The 24,824-nt window shown below is 43.6% G+C and carries 24 protein-coding genes; 13 read left to right on the top strand and 11 right to left on the bottom strand.

Going from position 1 to position 24,824, the window contains the following annotated elements:
• Positions 1–39: 39 nt before the first annotated feature.
• Genes yhcY through yhdA form a run of 3 tightly spaced genes read left to right on the top strand, consistent with a single transcriptional unit; the run spans position 40 to position 2,344 of the window.
• Complete coding sequence (gene yhcY, locus KXZ66_RS05060) at positions 40–1,179, top strand: two-component system sensor histidine kinase YhcY (RefSeq protein ID WP_069322475.1); 1,140 nt, start codon at positions 40–42, stop codon at positions 1,177–1,179.
• Complete coding sequence (gene yhcZ / locus KXZ66_RS05065; protein ID WP_038428674.1) at positions 1,176–1,823, top strand: two-component system response regulator YhcZ; 648 nt, start codon at positions 1,176–1,178, stop codon at positions 1,821–1,823. The genes yhcY and yhcZ overlap by 4 nt, the downstream gene beginning before the upstream one ends.
• Entirely contained in the window at positions 1,820–2,344 is a 525-nt protein-coding gene (yhdA, locus tag KXZ66_RS05070) for an FMN-dependent NADPH-azoreductase (RefSeq protein WP_032677419.1), read from the top strand. The genes yhcZ and yhdA overlap by 4 nt, the downstream gene beginning before the upstream one ends.
• Before the next feature lie 14 nt (positions 2,345–2,358).
• Here yhdA and KXZ66_RS05075 read toward each other — a convergent pair whose 3' ends face one another.
• Positions 2,359–2,601, bottom strand: a complete 243-nt coding sequence (locus KXZ66_RS05075; protein ID WP_003233373.1) for a YhdB family protein — start codon at positions 2,599–2,601, stop codon at positions 2,359–2,361.
• Between the two features lie 200 nt (positions 2,602–2,801).
• On the opposite strand from KXZ66_RS05075, the gene KXZ66_RS05080 reads away from it, so the two are divergent.
• Positions 2,802–3,125 (top strand): YqzG/YhdC family protein, encoded by a 324-nt coding sequence (locus KXZ66_RS05080; RefSeq protein ID WP_003233371.1) that lies wholly within the window; start codon positions 2,802–2,804, stop codon positions 3,123–3,125.
• Between the two features lie 41 nt (positions 3,126–3,166).
• Here the strand turns inward: KXZ66_RS05080 and lytF are convergent, their stop codons facing one another.
• The 3 genes from lytF to KXZ66_RS05095 form a co-directional block, all read right to left on the bottom strand.
• Complete coding sequence (lytF, locus tag KXZ66_RS05085; protein ID WP_219144836.1) at positions 3,167–4,633, bottom strand: peptidoglycan endopeptidase LytF; 1,467 nt, start codon at positions 4,631–4,633, stop codon at positions 3,167–3,169.
• Positions 4,634–4,786: 153 nt separating this feature from the next.
• On the bottom strand, positions 4,787–5,227 hold the full coding sequence (gene nsrR / locus KXZ66_RS05090; RefSeq protein WP_101501936.1) for a nitric oxide-sensing transcriptional repressor NsrR: 441 nt from the start codon (positions 5,225–5,227) through the stop codon (positions 4,787–4,789).
• A gap of 106 nt (positions 5,228–5,333) precedes the next feature.
• Entirely contained in the window at positions 5,334–6,992 is a 1,659-nt protein-coding gene (locus KXZ66_RS05095; protein ID WP_080332598.1) for a mechanosensitive ion channel, read from the bottom strand.
• 30 nt (positions 6,993–7,022) lie between these two features.
• Between KXZ66_RS05095 and spoVR the strand changes: the two genes are divergently transcribed.
• Positions 7,023–8,429: a stage V sporulation protein SpoVR gene (spoVR, locus tag KXZ66_RS05100; protein WP_014479295.1), complete on the top strand. Its 1,407-nt coding sequence runs from the start codon at positions 7,023–7,025 to the stop codon at positions 8,427–8,429.
• A 29-nt stretch (positions 8,430–8,458) separates the two neighbouring features.
• Here the strand turns inward: spoVR and phoA are convergent, their stop codons facing one another.
• Positions 8,459–9,835, bottom strand: coding sequence for an alkaline phosphatase PhoA (gene phoA / locus KXZ66_RS05105; RefSeq protein ID WP_167568692.1), 1,377 nt, complete (start codon positions 9,833–9,835; stop codon positions 8,459–8,461).
• 537 nt (positions 9,836–10,372) lie between these two features.
• Here phoA and lytE point away from each other — a divergent pair.
• Positions 10,373–11,377, top strand: a complete 1,005-nt coding sequence (gene lytE, locus KXZ66_RS05110; RefSeq protein ID WP_003244816.1) for a peptidoglycan endopeptidase LytE — start codon at positions 10,373–10,375, stop codon at positions 11,375–11,377.
• A gap of 69 nt (positions 11,378–11,446) precedes the next feature.
• On the opposite strand, the gene citR is transcribed toward lytE, so the two are convergent.
• On the bottom strand, positions 11,447–12,322 hold the full coding sequence (gene citR / locus KXZ66_RS05115; protein ID WP_003233357.1) for a transcriptional regulator CitR: 876 nt from the start codon (positions 12,320–12,322) through the stop codon (positions 11,447–11,449).
• 108 nt (positions 12,323–12,430) lie between these two features.
• Here citR and citA point away from each other — a divergent pair, with 108 nt between their 5' ends.
• The 4 genes from citA to KXZ66_RS05135 all read left to right on the top strand — a co-directional run bounded on the left by citA (position 12,431) and on the right by KXZ66_RS05135 (position 17,595).
• Positions 12,431–13,531 (top strand): citrate synthase CitA, encoded by a 1,101-nt coding sequence (gene citA, locus KXZ66_RS05120; protein ID WP_015715577.1) that lies wholly within the window; start codon positions 12,431–12,433, stop codon positions 13,529–13,531.
• A 73-nt stretch (positions 13,532–13,604) separates the two neighbouring features.
• Positions 13,605–14,474 (top strand): SDR family oxidoreductase, encoded by an 870-nt coding sequence (locus tag KXZ66_RS05125; RefSeq protein WP_003244867.1) that lies wholly within the window; start codon positions 13,605–13,607, stop codon positions 14,472–14,474.
• Positions 14,475–14,723: 249 nt separating this feature from the next.
• A complete protein-coding gene (gene bcaP, locus KXZ66_RS05130; RefSeq protein WP_003245791.1) occupies positions 14,724–16,121 on the top strand; it encodes a branched-chain amino acid transporter BcaP in 1,398 nt (465 codons plus the stop codon).
• A 118-nt stretch (positions 16,122–16,239) separates the two neighbouring features.
• Entirely contained in the window at positions 16,240–17,595 is a 1,356-nt protein-coding gene (locus KXZ66_RS05135; RefSeq protein ID WP_151870316.1) for a sodium-dependent transporter, read from the top strand.
• 34 nt (positions 17,596–17,629) lie between these two features.
• Here the strand turns inward: KXZ66_RS05135 and KXZ66_RS05140 are convergent, their stop codons facing one another.
• Complete coding sequence (locus KXZ66_RS05140; RefSeq protein ID WP_151870315.1) at positions 17,630–19,039, bottom strand: MocR-like pyridoxine biosynthesis transcription factor PdxR; 1,410 nt, start codon at positions 19,037–19,039, stop codon at positions 17,630–17,632.
• A gap of 109 nt (positions 19,040–19,148) precedes the next feature.
• Here KXZ66_RS05140 and KXZ66_RS05145 point away from each other — a divergent pair, with 109 nt between their 5' ends.
• Complete coding sequence (locus KXZ66_RS05145) at positions 19,149–19,577, top strand: GNAT family N-acetyltransferase (RefSeq protein ID WP_009966899.1); 429 nt, start codon at positions 19,149–19,151, stop codon at positions 19,575–19,577.
• A gap of 31 nt (positions 19,578–19,608) precedes the next feature.
• Here KXZ66_RS05145 and KXZ66_RS05150 read toward each other — a convergent pair whose 3' ends face one another.
• The 3 genes from KXZ66_RS05150 to sigM are packed head-to-tail and all read right to left on the bottom strand — an operon-like array spanning position 19,609 to position 21,444.
• Positions 19,609–19,899: an anti-sigma-M factor gene (locus tag KXZ66_RS05150; RefSeq protein ID WP_003233341.1), complete on the bottom strand. Its 291-nt coding sequence runs from the start codon at positions 19,897–19,899 to the stop codon at positions 19,609–19,611.
• Entirely contained in the window at positions 19,887–20,963 is a 1,077-nt protein-coding gene (locus KXZ66_RS05155; RefSeq protein WP_010886459.1) for an anti-sigma factor, read from the bottom strand. The genes KXZ66_RS05150 and KXZ66_RS05155 overlap by 13 nt, the downstream gene beginning before the upstream one ends.
• Complete coding sequence (gene sigM / locus KXZ66_RS05160) at positions 20,953–21,444, bottom strand: RNA polymerase sigma factor SigM (protein WP_003224177.1); 492 nt, start codon at positions 21,442–21,444, stop codon at positions 20,953–20,955. Before sigM ends, KXZ66_RS05155 begins: the two co-directional genes overlap by 11 nt.
• Positions 21,445–21,640: 196 nt before the next feature.
• Between sigM and akrN the strand changes: the two genes are divergently transcribed.
• Together akrN and KXZ66_RS05170 are read left to right on the top strand one after the other, a co-directional pair.
• Positions 21,641–22,636 carry an aldo/keto reductase AkrN gene (akrN, locus tag KXZ66_RS05165; RefSeq protein ID WP_151870314.1) on the top strand — a complete coding sequence of 332 codons (996 nt, stop codon included), beginning with the start codon at positions 21,641–21,643 and terminating at the stop codon, positions 22,634–22,636.
• 134 nt (positions 22,637–22,770) lie between these two features.
• Positions 22,771–23,370: a 1-acylglycerol-3-phosphate O-acyltransferase gene (locus KXZ66_RS05170; protein WP_003233335.1), complete on the top strand. Its 600-nt coding sequence runs from the start codon at positions 22,771–22,773 to the stop codon at positions 23,368–23,370.
• A gap of 67 nt (positions 23,371–23,437) precedes the next feature.
• Here the strand turns inward: KXZ66_RS05170 and KXZ66_RS05175 are convergent, their stop codons facing one another.
• Positions 23,438–24,772 carry a hemolysin family protein gene (locus KXZ66_RS05175; protein WP_009966903.1) on the bottom strand — a complete coding sequence of 445 codons (1,335 nt, stop codon included), beginning with the start codon at positions 24,770–24,772 and terminating at the stop codon, positions 23,438–23,440.
• Positions 24,773–24,824 lie beyond the last annotated feature (52 nt).

Consider the following 24,824-nt stretch of genomic DNA (forward strand, 5'->3'; position numbering starts at 1 on the left):
TATAATCTTAAATACAAGATCAATGCCGGAGTGAGAAACGTGAGCAAAACGAGGATGGAAAAATTAAAAACGCTGAAAACGATTGCGGAAACCTTAAATCAAGGGCACGATATCAAAGCAACACTGGATGAGGTTTTAAAAGAGTTGCTGAGTCTGACAAACCTTCAATCCGGATGGATTTTTCTGATCGAAGAAGATGGGTCTTATACGTTAGCGGCCGACGCTTATCTGCCCCCGGCTTTAAGCCGCAAGGAAAAAGTGCTGATGTGCGAAGGGGAGTGTTACTGTCTGACGAAATTCAATAACGGAGGGCTTAGAAAGGCTGCAAATATCATGAACTGCAAACGCATCGAATCAGCAGAAAACCTGCATTGTTTTGACACAGAAGGGATTACGCATCATGCAACTGTGCCCTTAGAAGACGGGGACAGAAGATTCGGATTGTTAAATGTAGCGGCGGCCGGAAAAACCATGTTTGATGAGGAAGAGCTGCATTTACTCGAGTCTGTCGCCTTTCAGATCGGAACGGCAATCCAGCGTATGAGGCTTTCTGAATATCAACAAAAAAATGCTCTTTTAATGGAGCGTAACCGCCTCGCTCAGGAGCTTCACGATTCAGTCAATCAAATGCTGTTTTCCGTCAGTTTAACTGCCAAAGCTGCGAAGACACTAACAAAAGATGAGAATTTACTGCAGATGATTGATTTCATCCAAAACCTATCACAGGACGCGCTCGCAGAAATGAAAGCGTTAATTTGGCAGCTTCGCCCCGGAGGATTGGAAAAAGGGCTGGCTGAAGCCATTAAAAGCTATGGTGCGCTCATTGGATTGAAGATCATTTTTACACAAAAAGGCTGTCCTGTTCTGACTGATGAGCAGGAGCATATGTTATGGCGTGTCGTACAGGAAGCTTTAAATAACTGCAAAAAGCATGCCGGAACGGATACGGCGTATGTTAGTCTGACTGCTTCTTTGTGCCATGCGGAGCTGGATATCATCGATCATGGGGCAGGATTTCGCTATGAAGCGCATACCGGTCTGCCTTCACTTGGCATCAAGGGTATGAAAGAACGAGCGGAAAAAGCCGGAGCTAAGTTTTGGATTGAGTCAGCGCTTGGAACTGGAACAAAGCTGTCCATCAGGCTTCCGCTAACAAGCCGAAAAGGAGGGGCGGTATGAAAATTGTCATTGCTGATGATCATCATGTTGTCAGAAAGGGTCTGCGTTTTTTCTTTGCCACCCAGGATGATATTGAAGTTGTCGGAGAAGCTGCAACTGGAATAGAAGCTCTCCGTGTCATCGAAGAGACAAAGCCGGATCTTGTGCTAATGGATCTGTCTATGCCCGAGATGGACGGCATTCAAGCCATTAAAAAAGCAATACAGCAATTTCCGGAGACGAATATCATTGTGCTGACGAGCTACTCTGATCAGGAGCACGTCATCCCCGCGCTTCAGGCAGGCGCGAAGGCGTATCAATTAAAGGATACGGAGCCCGAGGAATTGGTGAAAACACTAAGACAAGTGCATGCTGGCGAATACAAGCTTTCTACAGCTATTATGCCCCATGTGCTGACACATATGAAAAATCAGCACGACCCGGAAAAAGAAAAATACTATCAATTAACAAGAAGGGAAAAAGACGTTCTGACTGAAATAGCGAACGGGAAAAGCAATAAAGAAATCGCAGCATCCTTGTTTATTTCAGAAAAAACAGTAAAAACCCATGTATCGAATCTTTTAGCAAAACTTGAAGTGGCCGATCGCACGCAAGCAGCGCTTTTCGCAGTGAAATATAACCTGAATGGAGAGATCTTAAAATGAACATGTTAGTCATAAATGGCACGCCTAGAAAACATGGCAGAACAAGAATTGCAGCTTCCTATATTGCAGCTCTGTATCACACGGATTTGATTGATCTAAGCGAGTTTGTATTGCCGGTTTTTAACGGTGAAGCGGATCAATCTGAACTGTTGAAGGTACAGGAGCTTAAGCAACGCGTTACGAAAGCGGATGCGATTGTATTATTATCGCCTGAATATCACAGCGGCATGAGCGGCGCTTTAAAAAATGCCTTGGATTTTCTAAGCAGCGAACAATTCAAATATAAGCCCGTTGCATTATTGGCAGTAGCGGGAGGCGGAAAAGGCGGCATCAATGCGCTGAACAATATGAGAACTGTGATGCGGGGTGTCTACGCCAATGTCATCCCAAAGCAGCTGGTGCTTGATCCGGTGCATATTGATGTTGAAAATGCTACAGTGGCTGAAAACATTAAGGAAAGCATAAAAGAGCTTGTCGAAGAACTCAGCATGTTCGCAAAAGCAGGAAATCCCGGCGTCTAAACGCCGGGATTTGTTTATGTGAGAAGGGCTATTTGATCTTCATAAGTCAGCTCTGTGGCATGATCAATATATCGGAGAAGGGAATACAGCATCTTTTCTAAAACGGCGTAATCCTGTTCAAAATGATACGCATGCAGAAAATGCTCAATTCGTTTTGATAACAAATCGTCCTCTGTACGCACCATTAAAATTAATAAATTATCCCATTGAGAACGATGGGTGTAATAAAGCGCTTTATCGTAATCGGCATAATCCATGAATCGCTTCTCCTTTCTTGGGTGAGAAGTTCATGATTAGTTTATGCCGCATCCTCTGTTATTGACGGGGCAAAACTTGCCGTCTGCGTCAGTAAAGGGGTAGCAATATGAGGGAGACATAAAATCAAAATGCCTGAATGAAGATATCGCTTTTGGTAAACCTATGAGGGAATATATTCTGGGTACAGGAGACTGAAAAAATGAAATCCCTGCCGTATACCATCGCGCTTCTTTTTTGCGGATTGATTATCGTGTCAATGGCTGCAAAAGGTCATTCAACGGACACAGACGAGTCCGTTCAAAAGTGGGAACAGCTTGCCTGGAGCAAAATTCAGGATGAATATAAGGGCGCTTCATTTTCTGATTATGCTTATATGGGGCGTACAGAGGTGAATGATCAGCAGACGAAAGATGTCTTTCGGGTGACAGTCAGACAGAAAGATGACACTTTTTCTGTTCGGGCCGAAGTCTATTTTCATCCGGTGACAAATCATATGATCAGCATCAACGTCTTTAGGCTCTAATAAAAAACTGTACAGCCGTTAAGGCCGCACAGTTTCTGTTTTTAGAAATATCGTTTTGCACCGAGATAGCGCTGTTTCCAGTAAGAGTTGTTCATATTGGAAATGACAACTCCGGAATCGTTGGCATTTATGAATTCCCCGTTGCCTAGGTAAATTCCGACGTGGGAAGGGCCGGCTTTATATGTTGTAAAGAAAACAAAATCTCCGACAGCAGGCTGGCTAACTGATTTCATTGTGTTCCAATATCCCGCTGCCGTTAATCTAGATACGGATGTGACTTTGTTCAGTACATAGTAAATGAATCCGCTGCAGTCAAACCCGGACGGTGTCGTGCCTCCCCAGCGATACGGAACCCCAAGCTGCGCTTTAGCGGCCGAAATCATTGTGTTAATCTTCGCACTCGTTGAGCTGGTGTTGTTTGAAGAACCGGATGAAGACGATGATGAAGCTTTTCCGGAAATGACCAGCTTTTGGCCAACCTGCAAGACATCCGTTTTTAAATTGTTTTTCTCACGAATCTGCTGAGCTGTTACTTTAAATTTTTGAGCAATCACCCACAAGGAATCACCGCTTTTCACTGTGTATGTAGTCGTCGTGCCGGAGCTTGCATTTGACGAAGAAGACGACGATGATGAAGAGCCTGAAGATGCTTTACCTGTCAGCTTCAATACTTGTCCAACGTACAGCACATCTGATTTCAGATTGTTGATATTTCGGATTTGCTGTACAGTCAGGTTATAGTTGTTTGCGATTTTCCAAAGTGAATCACCGCTTTTAACGGTATATTTAGTTGTTGCTGAAGTTTGGTTCGATTTGGATGAAGTGTCTTTAGAAGACGTATCAGAGCCGCTTGATTTTGTTTTCAACACCTGATTCACGTAAATGGTGTCTGATTTTAAGTTGTTCAAAACCTTCAATTCAGCGATGGACATATTGACTTTGTTTGCAATTTTCCAAAGTGAATCTCCAAGCTGCACCTTATATGTTCCCGTAGAAGATGAAGAACTTGAACTCTTATTAGAACTGCTTTTTGAACTGGAGCTTGAACTCTTATTAGAGTTGCTTTTTTTACTGGAACTAGAGCTTGAAGAAACTGTACCGGACACCTTTAATTTCTGCCCAGCACGAATTAAATCGCTGCTTAGTCCGTTTAATTTTTTCAGTTCCTGCACGGTCATTTTAAACTCATTTGCGATCAGCCAAAGTGAATCTCCGCTTTTCACTGTGTAAACAGAACTTCCGCTCTTCTTGGTTGTTGAGCTTGAAGTAGATGAAGAAGTGCTGGATTTGCTGCCTGGAATAGTAAGTGTCTGGCCGATCGACAGAACAGTAGTCGAAAGATGATTGGCGGATGTGAGGGCCGCCACACTTGTGTTATAGGTTTGGGCCAGTTTCCATAAAGAATCTCCGCTTTTGACCTTAATCGTTGCTGCTTCAGCTGGTGTCACTACTAAAGTTGTGCCGACAATCGCAGATGCTGTCAGCCCTGCTGCTAATTTCTTTTTCATCTTAGCTCTCCTTTTTCCCCCAATGATTTTGCATTTGCTGTTTCTTTTTTATATCGGCACATTTGTCTCATCGTTTTGCCTTTTTATAAAATTAGCCATATTATCTTAACAATAAGGGGGAAAAAGGGCATAAAAAAAAGAAGGAATCTTGATTCATTCCTTCAATTTTAAAAGCTTCATGATATCTTCTTTGTTTTTGACGAGGTCGCGCAGTGTGTATCTGTCTAAAACTGCGAGGTAGGCCAAAAGCGCTTCATTCAGCACATGTTTTAAGCCGCACACCGGGGAAATAACGCAGAGATTCTTGTTCGCATCAAAACATTCAACAATATTAAAATCGTCCTCCGTTTTTCTGACAACCTCACCGATGTTGATGTCTTCAGGGTCCATGCCTAATCGTATGCCGCCGCCCCGTCCGCGTATCGTTTCTACGTAGCCGAGCTGGCCGAGCCTGTATATGACTTTCATGAGATGATTTTTTGAAATAGAATACGTTTCGGCAATCTGTTTTATATTTGAAAGTTCTCCGGGACGCTCTGCAGCCAGAAAAATCAACACTCTTAATGAATAATCTGTATAATTGGTTAACTTCATAATAAGACCTCAGAATAAGACATTTTCTATATCTTATCATAATCGATTGAAAAATGAAAAAAAAGGAATTAAAAAACATGCACCCAGCAGGGTGCATGTTTTTTGCTTACATGTCATTCGGCGGATTTTGGTTTTTACGGTTTTTTTCGATTTCTGTGTTTTGCATTTTGCGTTCAAATGTAGACAGATAACGTGATGCAAAATCCTTACCGCCAAGGCCGAAGGATAAACCAAAAGCAAGTGCGAAGCCGCTAAGTACGATGATGAACGCGGAATTGACGATTGTCGCAGCGACACCAAGCTGATCCAGGGCCATAAAGAAAGCAAGTGCGATAATCGTATATTTAGCAATAGGCGCTAAAGACTTGAATTCCTGGCCTTTTATCATGCTTGAGAGCACTTTTCTCACCAATTCTCCTGCGTAAAGGCCGAGTCCGAGAATGAATACTGCGACAAGGACATTCGGCAGATATGCGATGATGCCGGTGGCAATTTCTACGAGGAAGTGCAGCCGAACAATTTGAAGCGCCTCAGCTGTAAAGAGCAGAATGACAATGATTTGCGCAATCATACCGACAACTTGAGACAAGGACAGCTTTGCAGGCGTTCCGGCTTCCATGCCCATTTTCCCTAAGACAGAATCAAAGCCTGCGCGATGGAGCAGTCCGGACACCATGGATTTCACCCATTTTCCTGCCCAGATACCCGCTAAAACAAGCACGATGGCAATTATGATGTTCGGAAGCATGTTTAAAATCGTATTCAGCATAGAGACAGCTGGTTTTGAAATGCCGGCGACATCCAGCTGATCAAGCGCTGAAATGACCACCGGAATCATAATGAGCACATAAGCGATTGTTCCGATGACTGCTGAAAGGCTTGTGTCTTTTAAGTAAATTGATAAACCCATACGTGCCGCGAATCTTTCCGTGCCGATGCTTGCAAGGAAATTCGTAATGATATCACGGACAAGGCGGGCAACAAGCCAGCCGATTAATACGATAAGCGCCGCTGCAAATAATTTCGGCAGAAAAGCGAGCACGCTTTCCATCATATTTGTAAAAGGACCTGAAATGCCGCTGATTTTCAAAGAAGATAAGACCCCTGGCAGAAAAACAAGCAGCACGAGATAAAAGACAATTTGTGAAGCGGTATTGACAGCCTGGTGAATATCTTTTCCTTCAGACACCAAATTCCACTTGCGCAGTTTGTCACTCGTGTTCAGCTTCATCCCGATTTTTTTGACAAGGAAGCTCAAAACAGAGGCTGCAGCCCATCCTAACAGCAGAATGAGTCCGGCTTTCAGCACGCTTGGGATCGCAGCTGCAATCGCCGAAAGCATACTGACAAACGGCGATGCCACTGTTGTCAGGTGCAAAATGTTAAAGAATAAAATAAAGACGATGATCAGTGCGATAAAATAAACGACCTTGCTTATGACTTTTTCCGAGGAATAGCGTGAAGGCTTTTTCCCAGCAAAGAGCTTGTCGTCGATTTTTGTTTTGCTGAGTCCTTTGTATACCGCTTTTTCAATGATTTTAGCAATAGCCCAGCCGATTAATAAGACGAGTAAAGCAATGATTACGTTTGGCAGCTTACTGAGATAAGAAGAAAGCACGTCTGCTACATTCAATTGGTATCGCTCCTTTTTCGTAGTATGGTGTGTGTTTACCCACTGATCCAATAAGCAAACAGATGAATGTGCCGGGGGAATTTTTTCTTGCCCGAGTGAGACTATCATCTTTTGTATGGCGGGCTCATACATTATAGATAAGTCCAAGTAGGGGGGATTCGGTTGAACGCGGAGGAGAAGAAGGGATTACAGCGGGCAATTGAGGAAATTACCGAAATTGCAAAAGGATTCGGCCTTGATTTCTACCCGATGAGATATGAAATCTGCCCGGCTGAAATTATTTATACATTTGGCGCGTACGGGATGCCGACAAGATTCAGCCACTGGAGCTTCGGCAAGCAGTTTCATAAGATGAAGCTGCACTATGATCTAGGGTTAAGTAAGATCTATGAGCTGGTCATTAACTCAGATCCATGCTACGCTTTTTTGCTGGACAGCAACTCACTGATCCAAAATAAATTGATTGTCGCACACGTTCTTGCCCATTGCGATTTCTTCAAAAACAACTGCCGTTTCCAAAACACGAAGCGCGATATGGTGGAAAGCATGGCGGCAACAGCTGAACGGATAAAACACTATGAACAGGTTCACGGGATAAAAGAAGTGGAATCTTTTTTAGATGCGATCCTTTCGATTCAGGAGCATATCGATCCGTCGTTGGTCCGACCAAAGCTCCAATGGAGTGTGGATGATGAGGAAGAGGAGATTGAAGAGGCAGCCACGCCTTACGATGATCTATGGTCTTTGGATGAAAAGAAACCGAAAAAACAAGTGAAAAAATCGAAAAAACCGTTCCCGCCGCGGCCTGAAAAAGATATCCTGCTTTTTATCGAGGAGCATTCCCGGGAGCTGGAGCCATGGCAGCGTGATATATTAACGATGATGAGAGAGGAAATGCTTTATTTCTGGCCTCAGCTGGAAACCAAGATTATGAATGAGGGCTGGGCTTCCTATTGGCACCAGCGAATTATACGTGAGCTTGATTTAACCTCTGATGAAGCGATCGAGTTCGCCAAGCTGAATGCAGGTGTCGTTCAGCCGTCCAAAACAGGCATTAATCCTTATTATTTAGGGCTGAAAATATTTGAAGACATTGAGGAGAGGTACAACAACCCGACGGAGGAAATGAAGAAAATGGGCGTGCAGCCTGACTCCGGCCGGGAGAAAATGTTTGAGGTCAGGGAGATTGAATCCGATATCTCTTTCATCCGCAATTATTTAACCAAAGAATTAGTCATGCGCGAGGATCTTTATTTATTTCAAAAACAGGGCCGAGATTATAAAATCATCGATAAACAGTGGAAGTCGGTGCGCGACCAGCTCGTAAGCATGCGGGTAAATGGCGGTTTTCCATATTTGACAGTAAACGACGGCGATTATATGAAAAATAACGAGCTCTATATTAAGCATTGGTATGAAGGAATAGAGTTAGATTTGAAATATTTGGAGAAGGTGCTTCCTTATTTATTCCAGCTTTGGGGAAGAAGCGTGCACATTGAGTCTGTGCTTGAGGATAAGGAAGTCATGTTTTCGTACGACGGAAAAGGTGTTCACCGCAGATATTTATAAAAAAGAGGATGCAGCGTTCTGCATCCTTTTTATTTTCCAGTTTTTAAAATCTTAAATATGATGTTTGCCTGGTCCGTATTGTTAATCAATCCGCGGAATTTTTCTTTTCCGGGGCCGTACGCGTATACCGGTACTTCTTCGCCGGTATGATCGGTACTCGTCCATCCGCTGTTGGAGCGAGTATTAAAAATCTTGATGATGGCTTTGTAGGCCCCTTTGCTTTTGTCAGCCTGTGCAGCTGCTTCAACGCTTTTGATTTCTTCAGATGTGAATTTCAGATTGGCATAGCGGGCGAGCACATCTTTAACCGGCTTGCCTTCACTGATTTTTTTGGCCATGAATTCAGGTGTTTTCTTAGCGGAGAGAATCGGTTCTGCGTGCCAATTCTTTTCCCCGTTTGCGCCAATGGTAAAGCCGCCGGTTGTATGGTCAGCAGTTGCAATCACAAGTGTATGTTTGTCTTTTTTCGCAAATTCAATCGCGGCTTTATAGGCCTGTTCAAAATCTTTAACCTCGCTCATGGCTCCTACTGTATCATTGTCATGGGCCGCCCAGTCAATCTGGCTCCCTTCGACCATCAAGAAAAATCCTTTTTTATTTTGGTTCAGGCGATCAATTGCTGAAACCGTCATTTCTTTGAGAGACGGTGTTTTGCTATCACGGTCGAGCGCCTTAGCAAGCCCTCCATCTGCGAAAAGCCCGAGCACCTGCTGATCTTTATTTTTCTTCAATGCTTGTTTAGTTGTTACATAGCTGTAGCCGGCTTGTTTGAATTCCTTTGTCAAGTTTCTGTCCTTGCGGTTAAAATAAGATTTTCCGCCGCCGAGCAGCACGTCTATTTTATGTTTGCCTTTTATTTTGTCATCCATATAGCTGTTGGCGATTTGGTCCATGTTTTTCCGTGATTCATTGTGGGCACCATATGCGGCTGGAGTGGCGTGGTTAATTTCAGACGTGGCGACAAGCCCTGTTGACTTGCCTTGCTGTTTGGCCTCTTCAAGTACTGATTTCACTTTTTTCCCGTTTTTATCGACACCAATTGCATTGTTATATGTCTTAACGCCTGTCGCTAATGCTGTTCCGGCTGCTGCTGAATCTGTAATATTATAGTCAGGGTCATCCGGATGCGTCATCATCATGCCTGTCAGGTTCCGGTCAAATTCTGTTAACTTCGGGTTATTCGGTGTGTCACCGTTATTTTTCATGGAACGGTAGGCTCTTATGTAAGGCGTCCCCATGCCGTCGCCTATCATCACAATGACATTTCTGATCTCAGCTTTGTCTTGTTTTTTGGCGCTGGCCTTTTCTGTTTGCTGCAGCTCAACTCCGGCAAAGATTCCAGCTGTAAGGACAGAAACAGCGGCGATTGGCAGAAATTTTGATTTCATATTTTGAAATAAATTCATTTTCTCATGCCTCCTTTAATGTATTCCGTTTATCATGTTAGGGAAATTTTGTTAAATGCGGCTGTTGATCATGTAAACAATAAGTAAAGCCTTGTAAGGAAATGAAAAAACGCTTTTCGTTATCTTGCCTTATTTGATGTAAAGCATTCATTTTTCAGAAAAATCTTTACCTCTCTGTCTTTGCATGATATGTTTGTTTAAATAAAAAAACTGCGGATAACCGCAGCTCTCCTCGAATATTCTTTATCACTCATTTTTCCGGTATGTGAGCCGACCCCGAAAGTTTTTCATTTATTTCCTTTATGTTGAAAAACATCCCATAAAACATGACAAAAGCACTCGTTTTTTGTCACTTTTGCAACGAAAATGAAATATTTAATACCCTTAAAAACTTTTTTTTAGAACGAATAATTAAGAAATTTGTCACATGAAGTCAAGACTATTTCTGATGGGAATCTATCCTTATAATAGAAATCAATAAGATTAATTTAAAAAAAGAGATACATATATAGAGAGTTAACATTTGGGGAGGAAAATATGAAAAAGCAAATCATTACAGCTACGACAGCAGTTGTTTTAGGATCGACGTTATTTGCAGGAGCGGCATCTGCACAAAGCATTAAGGTGAAAAAAGGCGACACGTTATGGGATCTTTCAAGAAAATACGACACAACGATCAGTAAAATTAAATCAGAGAACCACCTTCGCTCAGACATTATTTATGTGGGACAAACTTTATCGATTAACGGCAAATCTACAAGTTCAAAAAGCAGCAGTTCTTCTTCCTCTTCTTCTACATACAAAGTAAAGAGCGGGGACAGCCTTTGGAAAATTTCAAAAAAATACGGCATGACAATCAATGAACTGAAGAAGCTGAATGGCTTAAAATCAGATTTGCTTCGTGTTGGACAAGTCCTGAAACTGAAAGGTTCAACTAGTTCAAGCAGCTCCAGCTCATCAAAAGTGTCATCGTCTTCAACTTCTACTTATAAAGTGAAGAGCGGAGACAGCCTTTCTAAAATTGCGAGCAAATATGGCACTACGGTTAGCAAATTAAAAAGCTTAAACGGCTTAAAATCAGATGTAATCTATGTCAACCAAGTATTGAAGGTGAAAGGAACAAGCACAAGCAGCTCAAAACCTGCTTCATCTTCATCATCTTCAAGCAGCAAAACGTCATCTACATCACTTAATGTGAGCAAGCTGGTTTCTGATGCAAAAGCGTTAGTCGGAACGCCATACAAATGGGGCGGAACGACAACTTCCGGCTTTGACTGCAGCGGATTCATTTGGTACGTACTGAATAAACAAACAAGTGTGGGCAGAACAAGCACTGCAGGATACTGGAGTTCTATGAAGAGCATTGCCAGCCCGTCTGTTGGTGATTTCGTCTTCTTCACAACATATAAATCCGGCCCTTCTCATATGGGGATTTACATTGGAAACAACAGTTTCATTCATGCAGGATCTGACGGCGTACAAATCAGCAGCCTGAACAACAGCTACTGGAAGCCTCGTTACCTAGGTGCGAAAAGATTCTAATTTTAGAGAAAACTCGTTCATTGGAACGGGTTTTTTTTATTAGACGGAGCATAGGCGTTTTGGTTGCTTCTAAAAATGAAAATGTGATAAAAAATCCAAGAATTTTTTTTCTTTCTTATTTTCATAAAGGGCAATCGCGTAAGCGCCGGCATAGGGCAGCTGTACAGACTGATAAGGAATTCTGATCATCTGTTTCTCTGCTAACTCACGCTTTACTGTAGATAAAGGCAGAAATGAAACTCCGAGTCCTTCCTTGATAAACCGTTTCGTTATATGTGTTTGAGTGACCTTCATTGTTCTCACAAATGGAAATGTCATTCTGACTTGACGGAGCAAGTCGTCCCAGTAATCAGGATGATTATGGGTCAAAAGCAGGTATTGTTCGAGCACCTCTTTGGCATCAATTTCGTTGTCTTCTATGAAACGCTTATCGGGCGGGGCAACAAGGACGACAGGGTCTTTGTATAAGCAGTGGCAGCTTAAAGAAGAAGACTGTACCTTTAAACAGCTTAGTCCGATATCTGCTTCCCCGGCTTTAATCAGTGACGCGATTTCCGCTGATTCGAAAATCGTAACCGCCATTTCTGTTTCCGTATTCATTGCTGTGTACCGTTTCATGACAGAAGGAAGCACAGTATCTGCAATAAGCGGAGAAACCGCGAGCTGTAAGGTTTGAGAGTAGCCTTGTCTCACTCTGTGAAGCTCTGCCATGCTGTTTTCATAATCATCAAGAAGCCTGAGCGCATACGGCAAATACGCCCTGCCTTCATCAGTCAGCTGGATTTGCCTGCCTTTACGCTCGAACAGCTTGCAGCTGATTTCTTTTTCTAATTGCTTGATATGTACGGTCACAGTGGGCTGAGATAAGAAAAGCGTTTCCGCTGTTTTTCGGAAGTTCTCATATTTTGCAGCGGTCACAAAGGTGTGAAGCCATTTGAAATCCATTTCTATTCTCCCTCTGATTAATATTTTTAATTAATTCCCTTTAAAATATTCATTATTTTTTAAATATTATATTTACTATAATAACAGAAAAGGATAGGGGGAATACAAATGGTACATTACGGATTAAAGGGAATTACATGTGTGGAAACATCCATCAGCCATATTGATGGTGAAAAAGGGCGTCTGATTTACAGAGGACATCATGCAAAAGACATCGCACTGAATCACAGCTTTGAAGAAGCGGCTTATTTGATTTTATTTGGAAAACTGCCTTCAACTGAAGAATTGCAGGTATTTAAAGATAAGCTGGCTGCGGAACGGAATCTTCCGGAACATATTGAGCGCTTGATTCAATCACTGCCAAACAACATGGACGATATGTCGGTGCTGAGAACGGTTGTTTCAGCATTGGGGGAGAATACGTACACATTCCATCCGAAAACAGAGGAAGCAATCCGGCTGATTGCAATCACGCCTTCCATCATTGCATACAGAAAAAGATGGACGCGCGGTGAACAAGCAATTGCACCTTCTTCCCAGTACGGACATGTCGAAAACTACTATTATATGCTCACAGGTGAACAGCCTTCAGAGGCAAAAAAGAAAGCGCTTGAAACCTATATGATTCTGGCCATGGAGCACGGCATGAACGCATCGACTTTTTCGGCACGAGTCACGTTATCTACAGAGAGTGATTTAGTGTCAGCCGTCACGGCTGCTCTCGGTACGATGAAAGGTCCGCTGCACGGAGGTGCTCCTTCTGCGGTGACAAAAATGCTTGAAGACATTGGAGAAAAGGAACATGCTGAAGCATATCTGAAAGAAAAACTCGAAAAAGGAGAGCGCTTGATGGGATTCGGCCACAGGGTGTACAAAACAAAAGACCCGCGGGCAGAAGCTTTGAGACAGAAAGCAGAAGAGGTGGCCGGCAATGACCGTGATCTTGATCTTGCGCTGCATGTAGAAGCAGAAGCGATTCGTTTGCTAGAAATCTACAAACCGGGACGAAAGCTGTACACAAATGTTGAATTTTACGCGGCTGCAGTGATGAAGGCCATCGATTTTGACGATGAATTGTTTACTCCGACCTTTTCAGCAAGCCGAATGGTAGGGTGGTGCGCCCATGTGCTGGAACAGGCAGAAAACAACATGATTTTCCGCCCGTCAGCGAAATATACCGGTGCCATTCCCGAGGAAGTTCTTTCATAACATATTTTGGCGTTTATTCATTTCTTTCATGTGGTAACGTTCAGTATCAACCACATGTCTAGGAGTGATGAATGTGAACCCAATGGATAGACAAACAGAAGGACAAGAACCGCAGCATCAGGACAGACAGCCGGGCATTGAGTCAAAAATGAATCCGCTGCCGCTGTCAGAGGACGAGGATTATAGAGGAAGCGGAAAACTGAAAGGAAAAGTTGCGATCATTACTGGAGGCGACAGCGGAATAGGGAGAGCAGCAGCTATTGCCTTTGCTAAAGAGGGGGCTGATATCTCCATTCTATACTTAGACGAGCATTCGGACGCAGAGGAAACACGTAAACGGATCGAAAAGGAGAATGTCCGCTGCCTGCTTATCCCGGGAGATGTCGGGGACGAGAACCATTGTGAACAAGCTGTGCAGCAAACAGTCGACCATTTTGGTAAACTCGATATCTTAGTGAACAACGCCGCTGAACAGCATCCCCAGGACAGCATTCTCAATATTTCAACAGAACAGCTGGAAAAAACCTTTCGCACAAATATTTTTTCCATGTTTCATATGACGAAGAAAGCTTTGCCTCACCTGCAAGAGGGGTGTGCCATTATTAATACGACATCGATTACCGCTTATGAAGGGGATACGGCGTTAATTGATTATTCCAGCACAAAGGGTGCGATTGTTTCCTTTACGCGTTCCATGGCGAAGTCGCTTGCAGATAAAGGCATCAGAGTGAATGCGGTGGCGCCCGGTCCGATTTGGACACCGCTTATTCCGGCGACATTCCCTGAGGAAAAAGTGAAACAGCACGGCTTGGATACCCCAATGGGAAGACCGGGACAGCCGGTTGAGCATGCAGGCGCCTATGTTCTGCTGGCGTCTGACGAATCTTCCTATATGACAGGGCAGACCATTCATGTGAATGGCGGCCGTTTTATTTCAACGTGATCAACGAAAAACCAGCTCCAGAGCTGGTTTTTTTGTGTGGTGAAAAATTTCAAAATAAAAAATTTGTCGATTTTTCTAACAATTTTGTTTTCATTTTTGCAATTTTATATATAATATTGAGTAGGAGAAAGGAATGATTCGCGACCAGTACAAATATAGTAGAAAAAAAGAAAAATGACCATTGTTACTCATGAATTCAGAAAATTCAAATAAAATATATAAAAATAGATGATCGGGAGTTGAAGGGGAATGAAAGGGAGCGTTTTTAGGAAGAAAAGCATTCAGGATTTAATCGCTGCGACGAGCGGGGAAAAGTCTTTAAAAAGAGAATTAGGGGCATTTGATTTAACGTTGCTTGGAATCGGCGCCATTATTGGCACAGGGATTTTTGTTCTGACGGGAACAGGCGCAGTCACGGCCGGTCCCGGGCTGACGATTTCATTTGTTGTGGCGGCGTTGGCTTGTTTATTCGCCGCCCTGTCTTACGCGGAATTTGCGTCAAGTGTGCCTGTTTCAGGTTCGGTGTATACATTCACTTATGCGACATTGGGAGAGCTTATGGCCTTTATTATCGGGTGGGATTTAATTTTAGAATACATGCTGGCGGTAAGTGCAGTGTCGGTCGGCTGGTCTGGTTATTTCCAATCGTTTTTATCAGGGCTTGGCATTCATCTTCCGGTTGCTTTAACAGCGGCACCGGGCGCAGTGAAAGGCACCTTTACCCTGTTTAATCTTCCTGCATTCGTCATTGTAATGGCGATCACATATTTGCTTTATTTAGGCATCAAAGAATCAAAAAGAGTCAACAATATCATGGTTATCTTGAAGATACTGGTTGTTCTGCTGTTTATCGCGGTGGCAGCCGTTTACGTGAAGCCGCACAACTGGCAGCCGTTTATGCCAATGGGCTTTGGCGGCGTATTCAGTGCAGCGGCGCTCGTATTCTTTGCTTTTATCGGATTTGACGCTGTATCCTCTGCTGCGGAAGAGACGAAAAATCCTGCGAAAGATCTGCCTAAAGGCATTATTTTCTCTTTACTGGTCTGCACGATTTTATATGTCACCGTATCAGCGATCATGACTGGGGTTATCCCGTTTGCTCAATTTGCGGGTGTGGATCATCCGGTTTCTCTAGTTCTTCAAAGCGCAGGACAAAACTGGGTGGCTGGCATCATTGATATTGGCGCCGTGTTGGGAATGACAACAGTTATGCTCGTGATGCTTTACGGGCAGACACGCGTCATGTTTGCCATGTCGCGTGACGGACTTGTGCCGGGCTCACTTTCTAAAGTGCATCCAAAGCACAAAACACCTTATGTAGCCACTTGGTTTTTCGGAACGATGTCGGCGCTTCTCGGCTCACTTGTTCCGCTGGATGAACTTGCAAAGCTGGTAAACATCGGGACGTTGTCGGCATTTGTCCTGATTTCTGTGGCAGTTATCGTTTTGAGAAAGAAACAGCCTGATCTTCCGAGAGCTTTTAAATGCCCGGGAGTTCCCGTGATCCCAGGCCTGGCGATTCTGTTCTGCCTGTTCTTGATTTTAAATCTGGGATGGGTGACGATTGTCCGCTTCCTAGTGTGGCTGTTAATCGGCTTGGTAATCTATTTTCTGTATTCAAGAAAGCATTCAAAATTAAATCAATAACCTTTTGATAAAGAGAGCGGCCATACAGGCCGCTCTCTTTTCTGTTCTTGGCAAATGAATCTATAGAAATGAAGACAAAAATAAGAGATAATATAGGCTGGAAAGGAAGTGACGTTTATTGTCTGAGCAAAAACCAGTCCAATGGGCTTCGAAAATCGGTTTCGTCATGGCAGCCGCCGGCTCGGCTATCGGCTTGGGCGCGATTTGGAAGTTCCCTTACGTAGCGGGGACCAATGGGGGAGGAGCCTTTTTTCTTATCTTCGTGTTATTTACCATCCTCTTAGGCTATCCGCTTTTGGTGGGGGAATTTATTTTTGGAAGACGGAACCAGACGAATGCCATTGATGCATATAAAAAAGAAGCGCCGCGATCAGCTTGGTTTCTTACGGGGTGGATCGGCGTAGCCGCGTGTTTCTTAGTGCTGTCGTTTTACAGTGTAATCGGGGGATGGATTTTGCTGTATATCGTGAAAACAGCGTCAGGATCACTGTCCGGGCTTTCTCAAGCACAGTATGGCGCTCTTTTTGCTTCTATTATCCAAAATCCGGTGCAGACGCTCGCGGCTCAGCTTGTCTTTATGGCACTTACTGTACTCGTTGTCGCAAGAGGGGTTCAAAAAGGGATTGAACGGGTAAGCGCGGTGATGATGCCGATTTTGTTTTTATTGTTTATTCTGCTCGTTCTTCGGTCTCTTACGCTTAATGGTGCAATGGAAGGCGTAAAGTTTCTGCTTGTGCCTCATTTCGGCGATTTGACTCCGGAATCCATACTATTCGCGCTGGGACAGGCCTTCTTTACGTTAACACTGGGGGTTTCGGTGATGGTGACCTACAGCTCCTATTTGCCGAAAACACAAAATATCCCTCGTTCGGCAGCCTCCATTGTCTTGATGAATATCATTGTGACACTCTTGGCAGGTTTGGCTATTTTTCCGGCGGTTTTCTCATTCGGTTTTCAGCCAAATGAAGGACCGACATTGCTGTTTACAGTGCTTCCGGCCGTTTTTGAACAGCTTCCGTTCGGCACGTTGTTTTTTATCGGCTTTCTCGTTGCATTTTTATTTGCAGCCTTAACCTCAGCATTTTCGATGGTTGAAATTATCGTTGCCACAATCGGAAAAGGGGACGAAAAGAAGAGAAAAAAACTGTCATGGACGAGCGGGCTTTTGATCTTTTTGGTCGGAATCCCATGCTGCTTGTCTTATGGCGTTTTGAGTGATGTGCACCTATTTGGCAAAACGTTTTTTGATATTGCCGATTTTACCGTCAGCAATGTTTTGATGCCTTCAGGCGCTCTGTTAATTTCTCTATTTATCCCGCTGAAAATTTCGAAAAGCGAACTCTTGGCTGAAATGCGAAATGGATCAAATGCAGGTAAAGCATTCTTTTACTCATGGTTTTATTTGCTTCGTTTTATCGTGCCGCTTGCCATTATTATCGTGTTCTTAAATTTAATCGGAATTTTATCATTTTAAAAAACAGGCTCCGTTTCCGGGGCCTGTTTTTTATTTAATAAGATGATATCAACGGTGCCCATGCCGTTTTCAGTTTTTGGATGCCGAGCCTGATATCCTCTTCTGACAAACCGCCATAACCGATTAAGACAGAAGTAAAAGGCGTCTGTTCTATATATGAGGGAGACACGGGATAGAGGGTTACACCGTGGTCTGCGGCTGCTTGTATTGCTTCTTCCTCACTTGCTGGAAACAAAAGGCGCAGCAGGATGTGAAGCCCCGAGTTCTTACCGAGAATCTCAACGGTGTTACCCAGTTCAGAGCGGATGGCTTCTAACAGGATAGCGTGTTTTTTTCGGTATAAGCTTCTCATTCTATTTATGTGTTTCTGCCACTCTCCGGTTTCGATGAAGTCTGCCAGTGCCAATTGCGAGTGGGCAGAAACGGTCTGCTTCATTAACTGAGCATTGCTTTTGATCGGTTCCATGAGTTCAGGGGGCACAATCATGAAGCTGAGCCGCAAGGAAGGCAGAAGTGACTTTGAAAAAGTGCCCAGATATATGACTCTGCCATTCGGATCAAGACCCTGTAAAGACGGAATGGGATGGCCGCTGTAGCGAAATTCTCCATCGTAATCATCTTCTATAATGAATGAATTTGTTTCTGCCGCCCATGCCAGCAGCTCCTGTCTGCGGGTAATCGTCATAATGGTCCCAATCGGAAACTGATGCGAAGGAGTCGTATACATGAGATAAGGATTCTGACGGTAGAGCTCATCCGGCAGGACGCCTTCTGCATCAGAACAAATCGGAGTGACATCCATGTGATTTGCTTCAAACATCCTTCTTGAACGGTGAAAGCCTGGTTCTTCAAAACCGATTTTTGTACCTGGCTTTAGCGAAAGGCAAAGAATTTGCAGAAGCACGGTGGTTCCTGCGCCGATGATAATCTGGCCGGGCTCGCAATTTACTCCCCGAGACAGCCTGACGAATCGGGCAATCATGTGTCTGAGTTCGTATTCTCCTTGAGGGTCGCCAGAGGTGTGAAACAATCCGGAATAGCGCTCAAGACTTTTTACTATGCTTTTTCTCCATGCGTTAAAGGGAAAGAGGGTCGGATCAACGCTGCCCTGATGGAAGTCAATAGCAGGTGCGTTCTTTTCAAGTAATCCCGGCTGTGCAGACTGATGAAAATGGTCAGGGGCTGTCGGGAAGCCTGGTTCTACTTCCGCCGCGAACCAGCCGATTTTTGGCTTGCTTTTGACATAGCCCTCAGCAGTTAATTGCTCGTAAGCTCGTTCTATAGTTGCCGTGCTGACATCGAGCAAGCCGGAGAGCCTGCGTTTTGACGGAAGTCTTGTTCCCTTTGTGATTCGCGCATGTGAAATTTCTTGTTTAAAAAAGGTATAAAGCTGCTCATACAGCGGTGTTTTGCTCTTTTTATCAAGAAACGGCGTGATATCCATCTCGTGTCTCCTTTTTATCTGGCATGGTCATTTTTTCTGAGATTGGCTATTTGGCAAATGCCATTTATTAGCTATGATCATTGTAACGAAAGGAAAGGGGATTGAGAAGATGATCCATATGAAACAATTAACCTCGAAAGAAGAATGGGCTGAGTCGTATCCGATTATGAGTGAATTGAGAACAGAACTGGATATAGAGACGTATTTACAAAGGCTTGAAGCCTGTGTGCAGAAAGAATCGTATATGCTGTTTGCCTTATATGAAAATACAGCAATCAGAGCGCTGTGCGGGGCTCTGCCGAGAGTTTCCATTCATAAAGGAGAGCACTTGTGGATTGCGGATCTTGTTACAACGGCACCTTGCCGATCAAAGGGATACGGCAAAATGCTTTTGGATTATGCCTCAGACTGGGCGAGAAAAGCCGGACTTGGTTTTGTCAGTCTTTCATCTGGCCTTCAGCGTAAAGACGCACATCGATTTTATACAGATAAAATGGGTTTTACTATAGAAAGTTATTTGTTCCGAAAACCGGTATAACGAAAAAAAGACGCCTGAAAAGGCGTCTTTTTTAAAAGCCAAACTGTAAATTCGTATCTACAGATACAATGGTATACACACAAATAATCACAAAGAGATTAAGGATGACGCCGAGCAGGCCTGGACCTGTGCGCCCTCTCTTGATGAAGAGTTCAACAACGCCGAACGGAACGGCAGCCATGGCGAACGGAAGCATTTGATAGGAATAAAACGTGACGTTGCTGATAATGGCCAAATTCAGCAACAGCAGGGACAGAACCGCTGTCCCGACAGAGATCCAGCCGAATACATTGTGTTCTTTAAAAATTCTTACCAGTTCCATAATTCCACCTCGCCGACATTCGCTGATTTTACAGATTTATTTTTCAGCATGCGCTGGATTTCCTTGGTTGGCCCTGTAACGACCGAACCGTATACATTGACACCGTTTTTCTCTACATAATCTAATCGGTTATCTACATTCAGGTCTTTCCGTTTTGAAATGACCTGAGCCCATTTTTCGTGTTTGGACATGAATTTTAGGGCGTTGATAAACTGATCGCCATTCGACTTGCCTTTTGTATTAAGGGCGGCCAAGAACTTTGAATCCTTTCCAGGATAGCCAAGAGGTTCTGTGGAAGCTGTCTTATTTGTGTTTTTCTCTGTTTCGATTGCGTTCCACAAAAAGCTCACATCATAGCCTTTGAATTTGTTATACACGTCTTTTGTCGGATATGCACGGTCATATGAAAGGTAGACCTCTGATACCGTTCCTTCAGGCAATGTGCTTAACGTTTTTTCTGCTTTTGCGGTCGTTTGTTCAGACTTGTTTGAAGGATGTGTAAAGTAATGTCCGGTTTTATTCACTTCTAAGTCATAGTAGTTTACTGCCGGCGCTTTTACTTTGTTATAAAACATTTCAACCCGTTCATTCCCTACGGCAGCCGTCTTCGTGCCAATCTGCTTTTGCAGCGGGAATTCCGTATTCATTCCAAATAGCTTCACTTGGCTTTTCAGTCCGGAAGTATCAACAAGAACATTCGGCATGGTCAGGGCTACAGTGACTGCGGCAGTTTCCATAAACTCATTGCCGGTGCTGTGTTTCCCACCCATTCCGTAATAGAGGTAGCTTCCCAGCGTACAAAGCGGCAAAATCATCAATGTCGAAATGACGGCAAGCACAGAAATTCGCAAATAAGACTTGCGTTTGCCGTAGGCTAAAATCGCTTTTTGTTTTTCAGGACTGATGCTGAGATCCCAATCGTTATCGTCCTCTAGTTCGCTGTCAATCAGTTCCTGATATACTTCGAGCTTCTCAAGTTCTTCCTCAAATGCAGTCATTTCCTGGTCGCTCATTTCCCCATTTTTATATTGATCAAAACGCTTTTTAAATTCTTCATTCATCATTAACACCTCTATTATAAAGTGCTTTCAGCCGCTGTCTGGCACGAAATAAAACACTTTTAAAATTCGCCTCTGAAATATTCATAATATGGGATGCTTCTTTGTAGTTTAACTCTTTTAAATAATATAGCGTTAAGGCCTCCCGATAATTATCGGGGAGCTCGGACATATAACCAGTCAGCACTTCCTTTATCTCTACCTGATGGGCAGGACTTTGAACAGCATTTTGAAAGAGGCTTCCGATTAAGTCATCAGAAATGGTTACTTCTTTCTTATGCTTTCTGACGTAATCAATGAAGGCGTTTCGCGCCACTTGAAAAAGCCAGGGCTTTACTTTGCTGTGATCATAGGAGTGAATGTGTATGTATGCCCGCATAAAGGTTTCCTGCAGCAAGTCTTCAGCAAGATGCTTGTCTTTTGTCATGGAGAGCAGGAACCTGTAAACATCATTCATGTACATTTGGTAAATTTCATCGATCGTCACTGCCTTTTCTCCCCTCTATGTTATACACGCATAAGAAAGGTTTAAAGTTGCACATTACATGCAAACGGCTTTTTTATACCTAATCAAACACCATTACTATATAGTACCCAAAAATGGCCGCAAAAGATAGTGCGGAGAAATGTTTAACATTTTTTCCAGAGGGGAAAAGATAGTGAAAAAGTGAAGGAGTGGCACAATGGAATATACCAGTATAGCAGATACAGGAATAGAAGCCTCCAGAATCGGCCTCGGCACATGGGCCATTGGCGGAACGATGTGGGGAGGCACTGACGAAAAAACATCGATTGAAACAATCCGCGCCGCTCTTGATCAGGGGATTACACTGATTGACACCGCGCCGGCTTACGGCTTCGGGCAGTCCGAGGAAATCGTCGGAAAGGCAATCAAAGAGTACGGCAAAAGAGACCAGGTGATTCTCGCAACGAAAACGGCTCTGGACTGGAAGAACAACCAGCTGTTCCGCCATGCGAACAGAGCGAGAATTGTAGAGGAAGTTGAGAATTCTTTGAAGCGGCTTCAAACAGACTATATTGATCTTTATCAGGTGCATTGGCCCGATCCGCTTGTGCCAATTGAAGAAACGGCTGAAGTCATGAAGGAATTATATGATGCGGGAAAAATCCGGGCGATTGGCGTCAGCAATTTTTCAATTGAGCAAATGGATACATTTCGCGCCGTCGCACCTCTCCATACGATTCAGCCTCCATATAATCTGTTTGAAAGAGAGATGGAAGAGAGTGTCCTTCCTTATGCGAAAGATAACAAGATAACAACATTATTATACGGCAGTTTATGCAGAGGGCTGTTAACAGGCAAAATGACTGAAGAATATACATTTGAGGGCGATGATCTGTGTAATCACGATCCAAAATTCCAGAAGCCCCGCTTTAAAGAGTATCTTTCTGCTGTGAATCAATTGGATAAGCTGGCGAAGACACGTTATGGAAAATCAGTGATTCACTTGGCTGTCAGATGGATCTTAGATCAGCCGGGAGCGGATATCGCTCTTTGGGGAGCAAGAAAGCCTGGGCAGCTTGAGGCCCTATCTGAGATTACAGGCTGGACGCTGAACAGTGAAGATCAGAAAGATATCAATACTATATTGGAAAATACGATATCAGACCCTGTCGGACCGGAGTTTATGGCCCCGCCGACCAGAGAGGAAATATAACAAAAGCTGAGGGCGAATCCTCAGCTTTTTGGCGTTTTAACGGGAGAAATCTTAAAAATTAGTACCAGGTAATAAAAAATGTTGTTATAATAGATGACAGAAAGAATCATTGATTACGACAAAGGAAGTGCGATATGTATAAGTTTTGTGCAAATGCTTTAAAAGTTATTCTTTCTCTTCGCGGAGGAGTGAAGGTGTATAACAAAGAAAACCTTCCGGCCGATTCAGGTTTTGTCATCGCGTGTACACATTCCGGCTGGGTTGATGTGATTACACTCGGAGTCGGGATTCTTCCTTATCAAATACACTACATGGCGAAAAAAGAGCTTTTTCAAAATAAATGGATCGGTTCGTTTCTGAAGAAAATTCATGCCTTTCCGGTAGATCGGGAAAATCCCGGGCCAAGCAGTATTAAAACGCCGATTAAGCTGCTGAAAGAAGGAGAGATCGTCGGTATCTTCCCAAGCGGAACAAGAACCTCTGAGGATGTGCCTTTGAAAAGAGGTGCGGTGACGATTGCGCAAATGGGGAAAGCACCGCTTGTCCCCGCTGCATATCAGGGCCCTTCAAGCGGAAAAGAATTATTCAAAAAAGGAAAAATGAAGCTGATTATCGGTGAGCCTCTTCACCAGGCTGATTTTGCCCACCTGCCTTCAAAGGAAAGACTTGCAGCAATGACAGAGGCTTTGAATCAGCGGATTAAAGAACTAGAGAATAAACTTGATCAGCTATAAGGCGTTCTGAGAGATTGCCCTGAACTGTGAAAATAAGAAAAGCACCTTATACAAGGTGCTTTTCTTATTATGCTTCCTGCTGGTTAGCTGTCTCCAGAAGTTCTTCTTCTTGAAGCTTTTTCACTTCAATATATGCGACGTGGTGGCCGTCAATTTCATTAATGATGAATTCGCAGCCCTCTTCGATGATGGAATCATCTTTTTCAACATCGTATTTTTGAGTAAGGAACCAGCCGCCGATTGTGTCGACTTCTTCGTTCTCTAAATGAATGCCCAGCAGGTCGTTTACTTGGTCAATTAAGACTTTTCCGTCAAGAATATAATGGCCTTCGCCGATTTTGCGGATTTCGCTAATTTCATCAATATCAAATTCGTCGCGGATTTCACCGACAATTTCCTCAATGATGTCCTCAACCGTCACAAGCCCGGCAGTACCGCCGTATTCATCAGACAAAATGGCCATGTGGACCCTCTCTTTTTGCATTTTGACAAGCAGGTCTTGGATCGGCGCAGATTCAATGACATGAATGATAGGGTTGACGAATTGAGAAATGGTGGAATCAACAGATACCTCACCGCTGATGCAGGCGGTCAGCACTTCTTTAATGTTAATAACCCCGATAATGTTATCTTTATCGCCCTCTTCCACAGGGTAGCGGGTATATTTTTCAATCTGAATGATGTCCATCATTTCAGAAATCTTGATATCATGCGGAAGGCTGACAATTTCGGTCCGCGGAATCATAATTTCTTTCGCGAGCCTGTCGTCAAATTCAAAGATTTTATTCACATATTTAAACTCTGATTGGTTGATTTCACCGCTTTTATAGCTTTCAGACAAAATGATTCGCAGCTCTTCTTCTGAGTGAGCCAGTTCGTTTTCTGAAACGGTCTCCAGGCCAAATGCTTTGGTCAATAACCGTGCGGAATTGTTCAAAAGCCAAATGAATGGGAACGCGATGCGGTAAAACCAAATCAGCGGTTTCGCAAACAGCATAGACACTGCTTCCGCCTTTTGGATAGCGACTGTTTTAGGTGCAAGTTCTCCGACAACAACGTGTAAGAACGTGATAATGGCATACGCAAAAATAAACGATATGACATGTGAAAGGGAACCTGGAACGTTCATTTGGACGAAAAGCGGGTGAAGCAGCCTTTCAATCGTTGATTCACCTAAAACCCCTAATCCGATGGAAGTCAATGTAATTCCGAGCTGACACGCAGATAAATATTCATCAAGATGCGTGGTCACTTTTTTTACGGCTATTGCTGCTTTATTTCCTTCCGCGATCAGCTGATCGATCCGTGAGCCTCTGATTCTGATAATGGCAAACTCAGATGCCACGAAAAATGCCGTCAGGGCGATTAAAACAGCAACTAAAATCAAATTCACTATGTCCAATTAGAACCTTCACTCTAGCAATGAGAATGAAGGTAACACCTCCTGTTAGATA

This window comes from Bacillus sp. LJBS17 (assembly GCF_019334685.1).
GTDB classification, from domain to species: domain Bacteria; phylum Bacillota; class Bacilli; order Bacillales; family Bacillaceae; genus Bacillus; species Bacillus subtilis.

Bases quoted from the DNA above. Each gene is read 5' to 3' on its own strand.
- KXZ66_RS05080 (WP_003233371.1), top strand. From the start codon at position 2,802: ATGAAATCCCTGCCGTATACCATCGCGCTTCTTTTTTGCGGATTGATT.
- nsrR (WP_101501936.1), bottom strand. From the start codon at position 5,227: ATGAAGTTAACCAATTATACAGATTATTCATTAAGAGTGTTGATTTTT.
- KXZ66_RS05145 (WP_009966899.1), top strand. From the start codon at position 19,149: ATGATCCATATGAAACAATTAACCTCGAAAGAAGAATGGGCTGAGTCG.
- KXZ66_RS05095 (WP_080332598.1), bottom strand. From the start codon at position 6,992: ATGTATGAGCCCGCCATACAAAAGATGATAGTCTCACTCGGGCAAGAA.
- KXZ66_RS05075 (WP_003233373.1), bottom strand. From the start codon at position 2,601: ATGGATTATGCCGATTACGATAAAGCGCTTTATTACACCCATCGTTCT.
- citR (WP_003233357.1), bottom strand. From the start codon at position 12,322: ATGGATTTCAAATGGCTTCACACCTTTGTGACCGCTGCAAAATATGAG.
- KXZ66_RS05140 (WP_151870315.1), bottom strand. From the start codon at position 19,039: ATGGATATCACGCCGTTTCTTGATAAAAAGAGCAAAACACCGCTGTAT.
- KXZ66_RS05170 (WP_003233335.1), top strand. From the start codon at position 22,771: ATGTATAAGTTTTGTGCAAATGCTTTAAAAGTTATTCTTTCTCTTCGC.
- lytF (WP_219144836.1), bottom strand. From the start codon at position 4,633: ATGAAAAAGAAATTAGCAGCAGGGCTGACAGCATCTGCGATTGTCGGC.
- phoA (WP_167568692.1), bottom strand. From the start codon at position 9,835: ATGAATTTATTTCAAAATATGAAATCAAAATTTCTGCCAATCGCCGCT.
- citA (WP_015715577.1), top strand. From the start codon at position 12,431: ATGGTACATTACGGATTAAAGGGAATTACATGTGTGGAAACATCCATC.
- KXZ66_RS05155 (WP_010886459.1), bottom strand. From the start codon at position 20,963: ATGATGAATGAAGAATTTAAAAAGCGTTTTGATCAATATAAAAATGGG.
- bcaP (WP_003245791.1), top strand. From the start codon at position 14,724: ATGAAAGGGAGCGTTTTTAGGAAGAAAAGCATTCAGGATTTAATCGCT.
- yhcZ (WP_038428674.1), top strand. From the start codon at position 1,176: ATGAAAATTGTCATTGCTGATGATCATCATGTTGTCAGAAAGGGTCTG.
- lytE (WP_003244816.1), top strand. From the start codon at position 10,373: ATGAAAAAGCAAATCATTACAGCTACGACAGCAGTTGTTTTAGGATCG.
- KXZ66_RS05150 (WP_003233341.1), bottom strand. From the start codon at position 19,899: ATGGAACTGGTAAGAATTTTTAAAGAACACAATGTATTCGGCTGGATC.
- akrN (WP_151870314.1), top strand. From the start codon at position 21,641: ATGGAATATACCAGTATAGCAGATACAGGAATAGAAGCCTCCAGAATC.
- yhdA (WP_032677419.1), top strand. From the start codon at position 1,820: ATGAACATGTTAGTCATAAATGGCACGCCTAGAAAACATGGCAGAACA.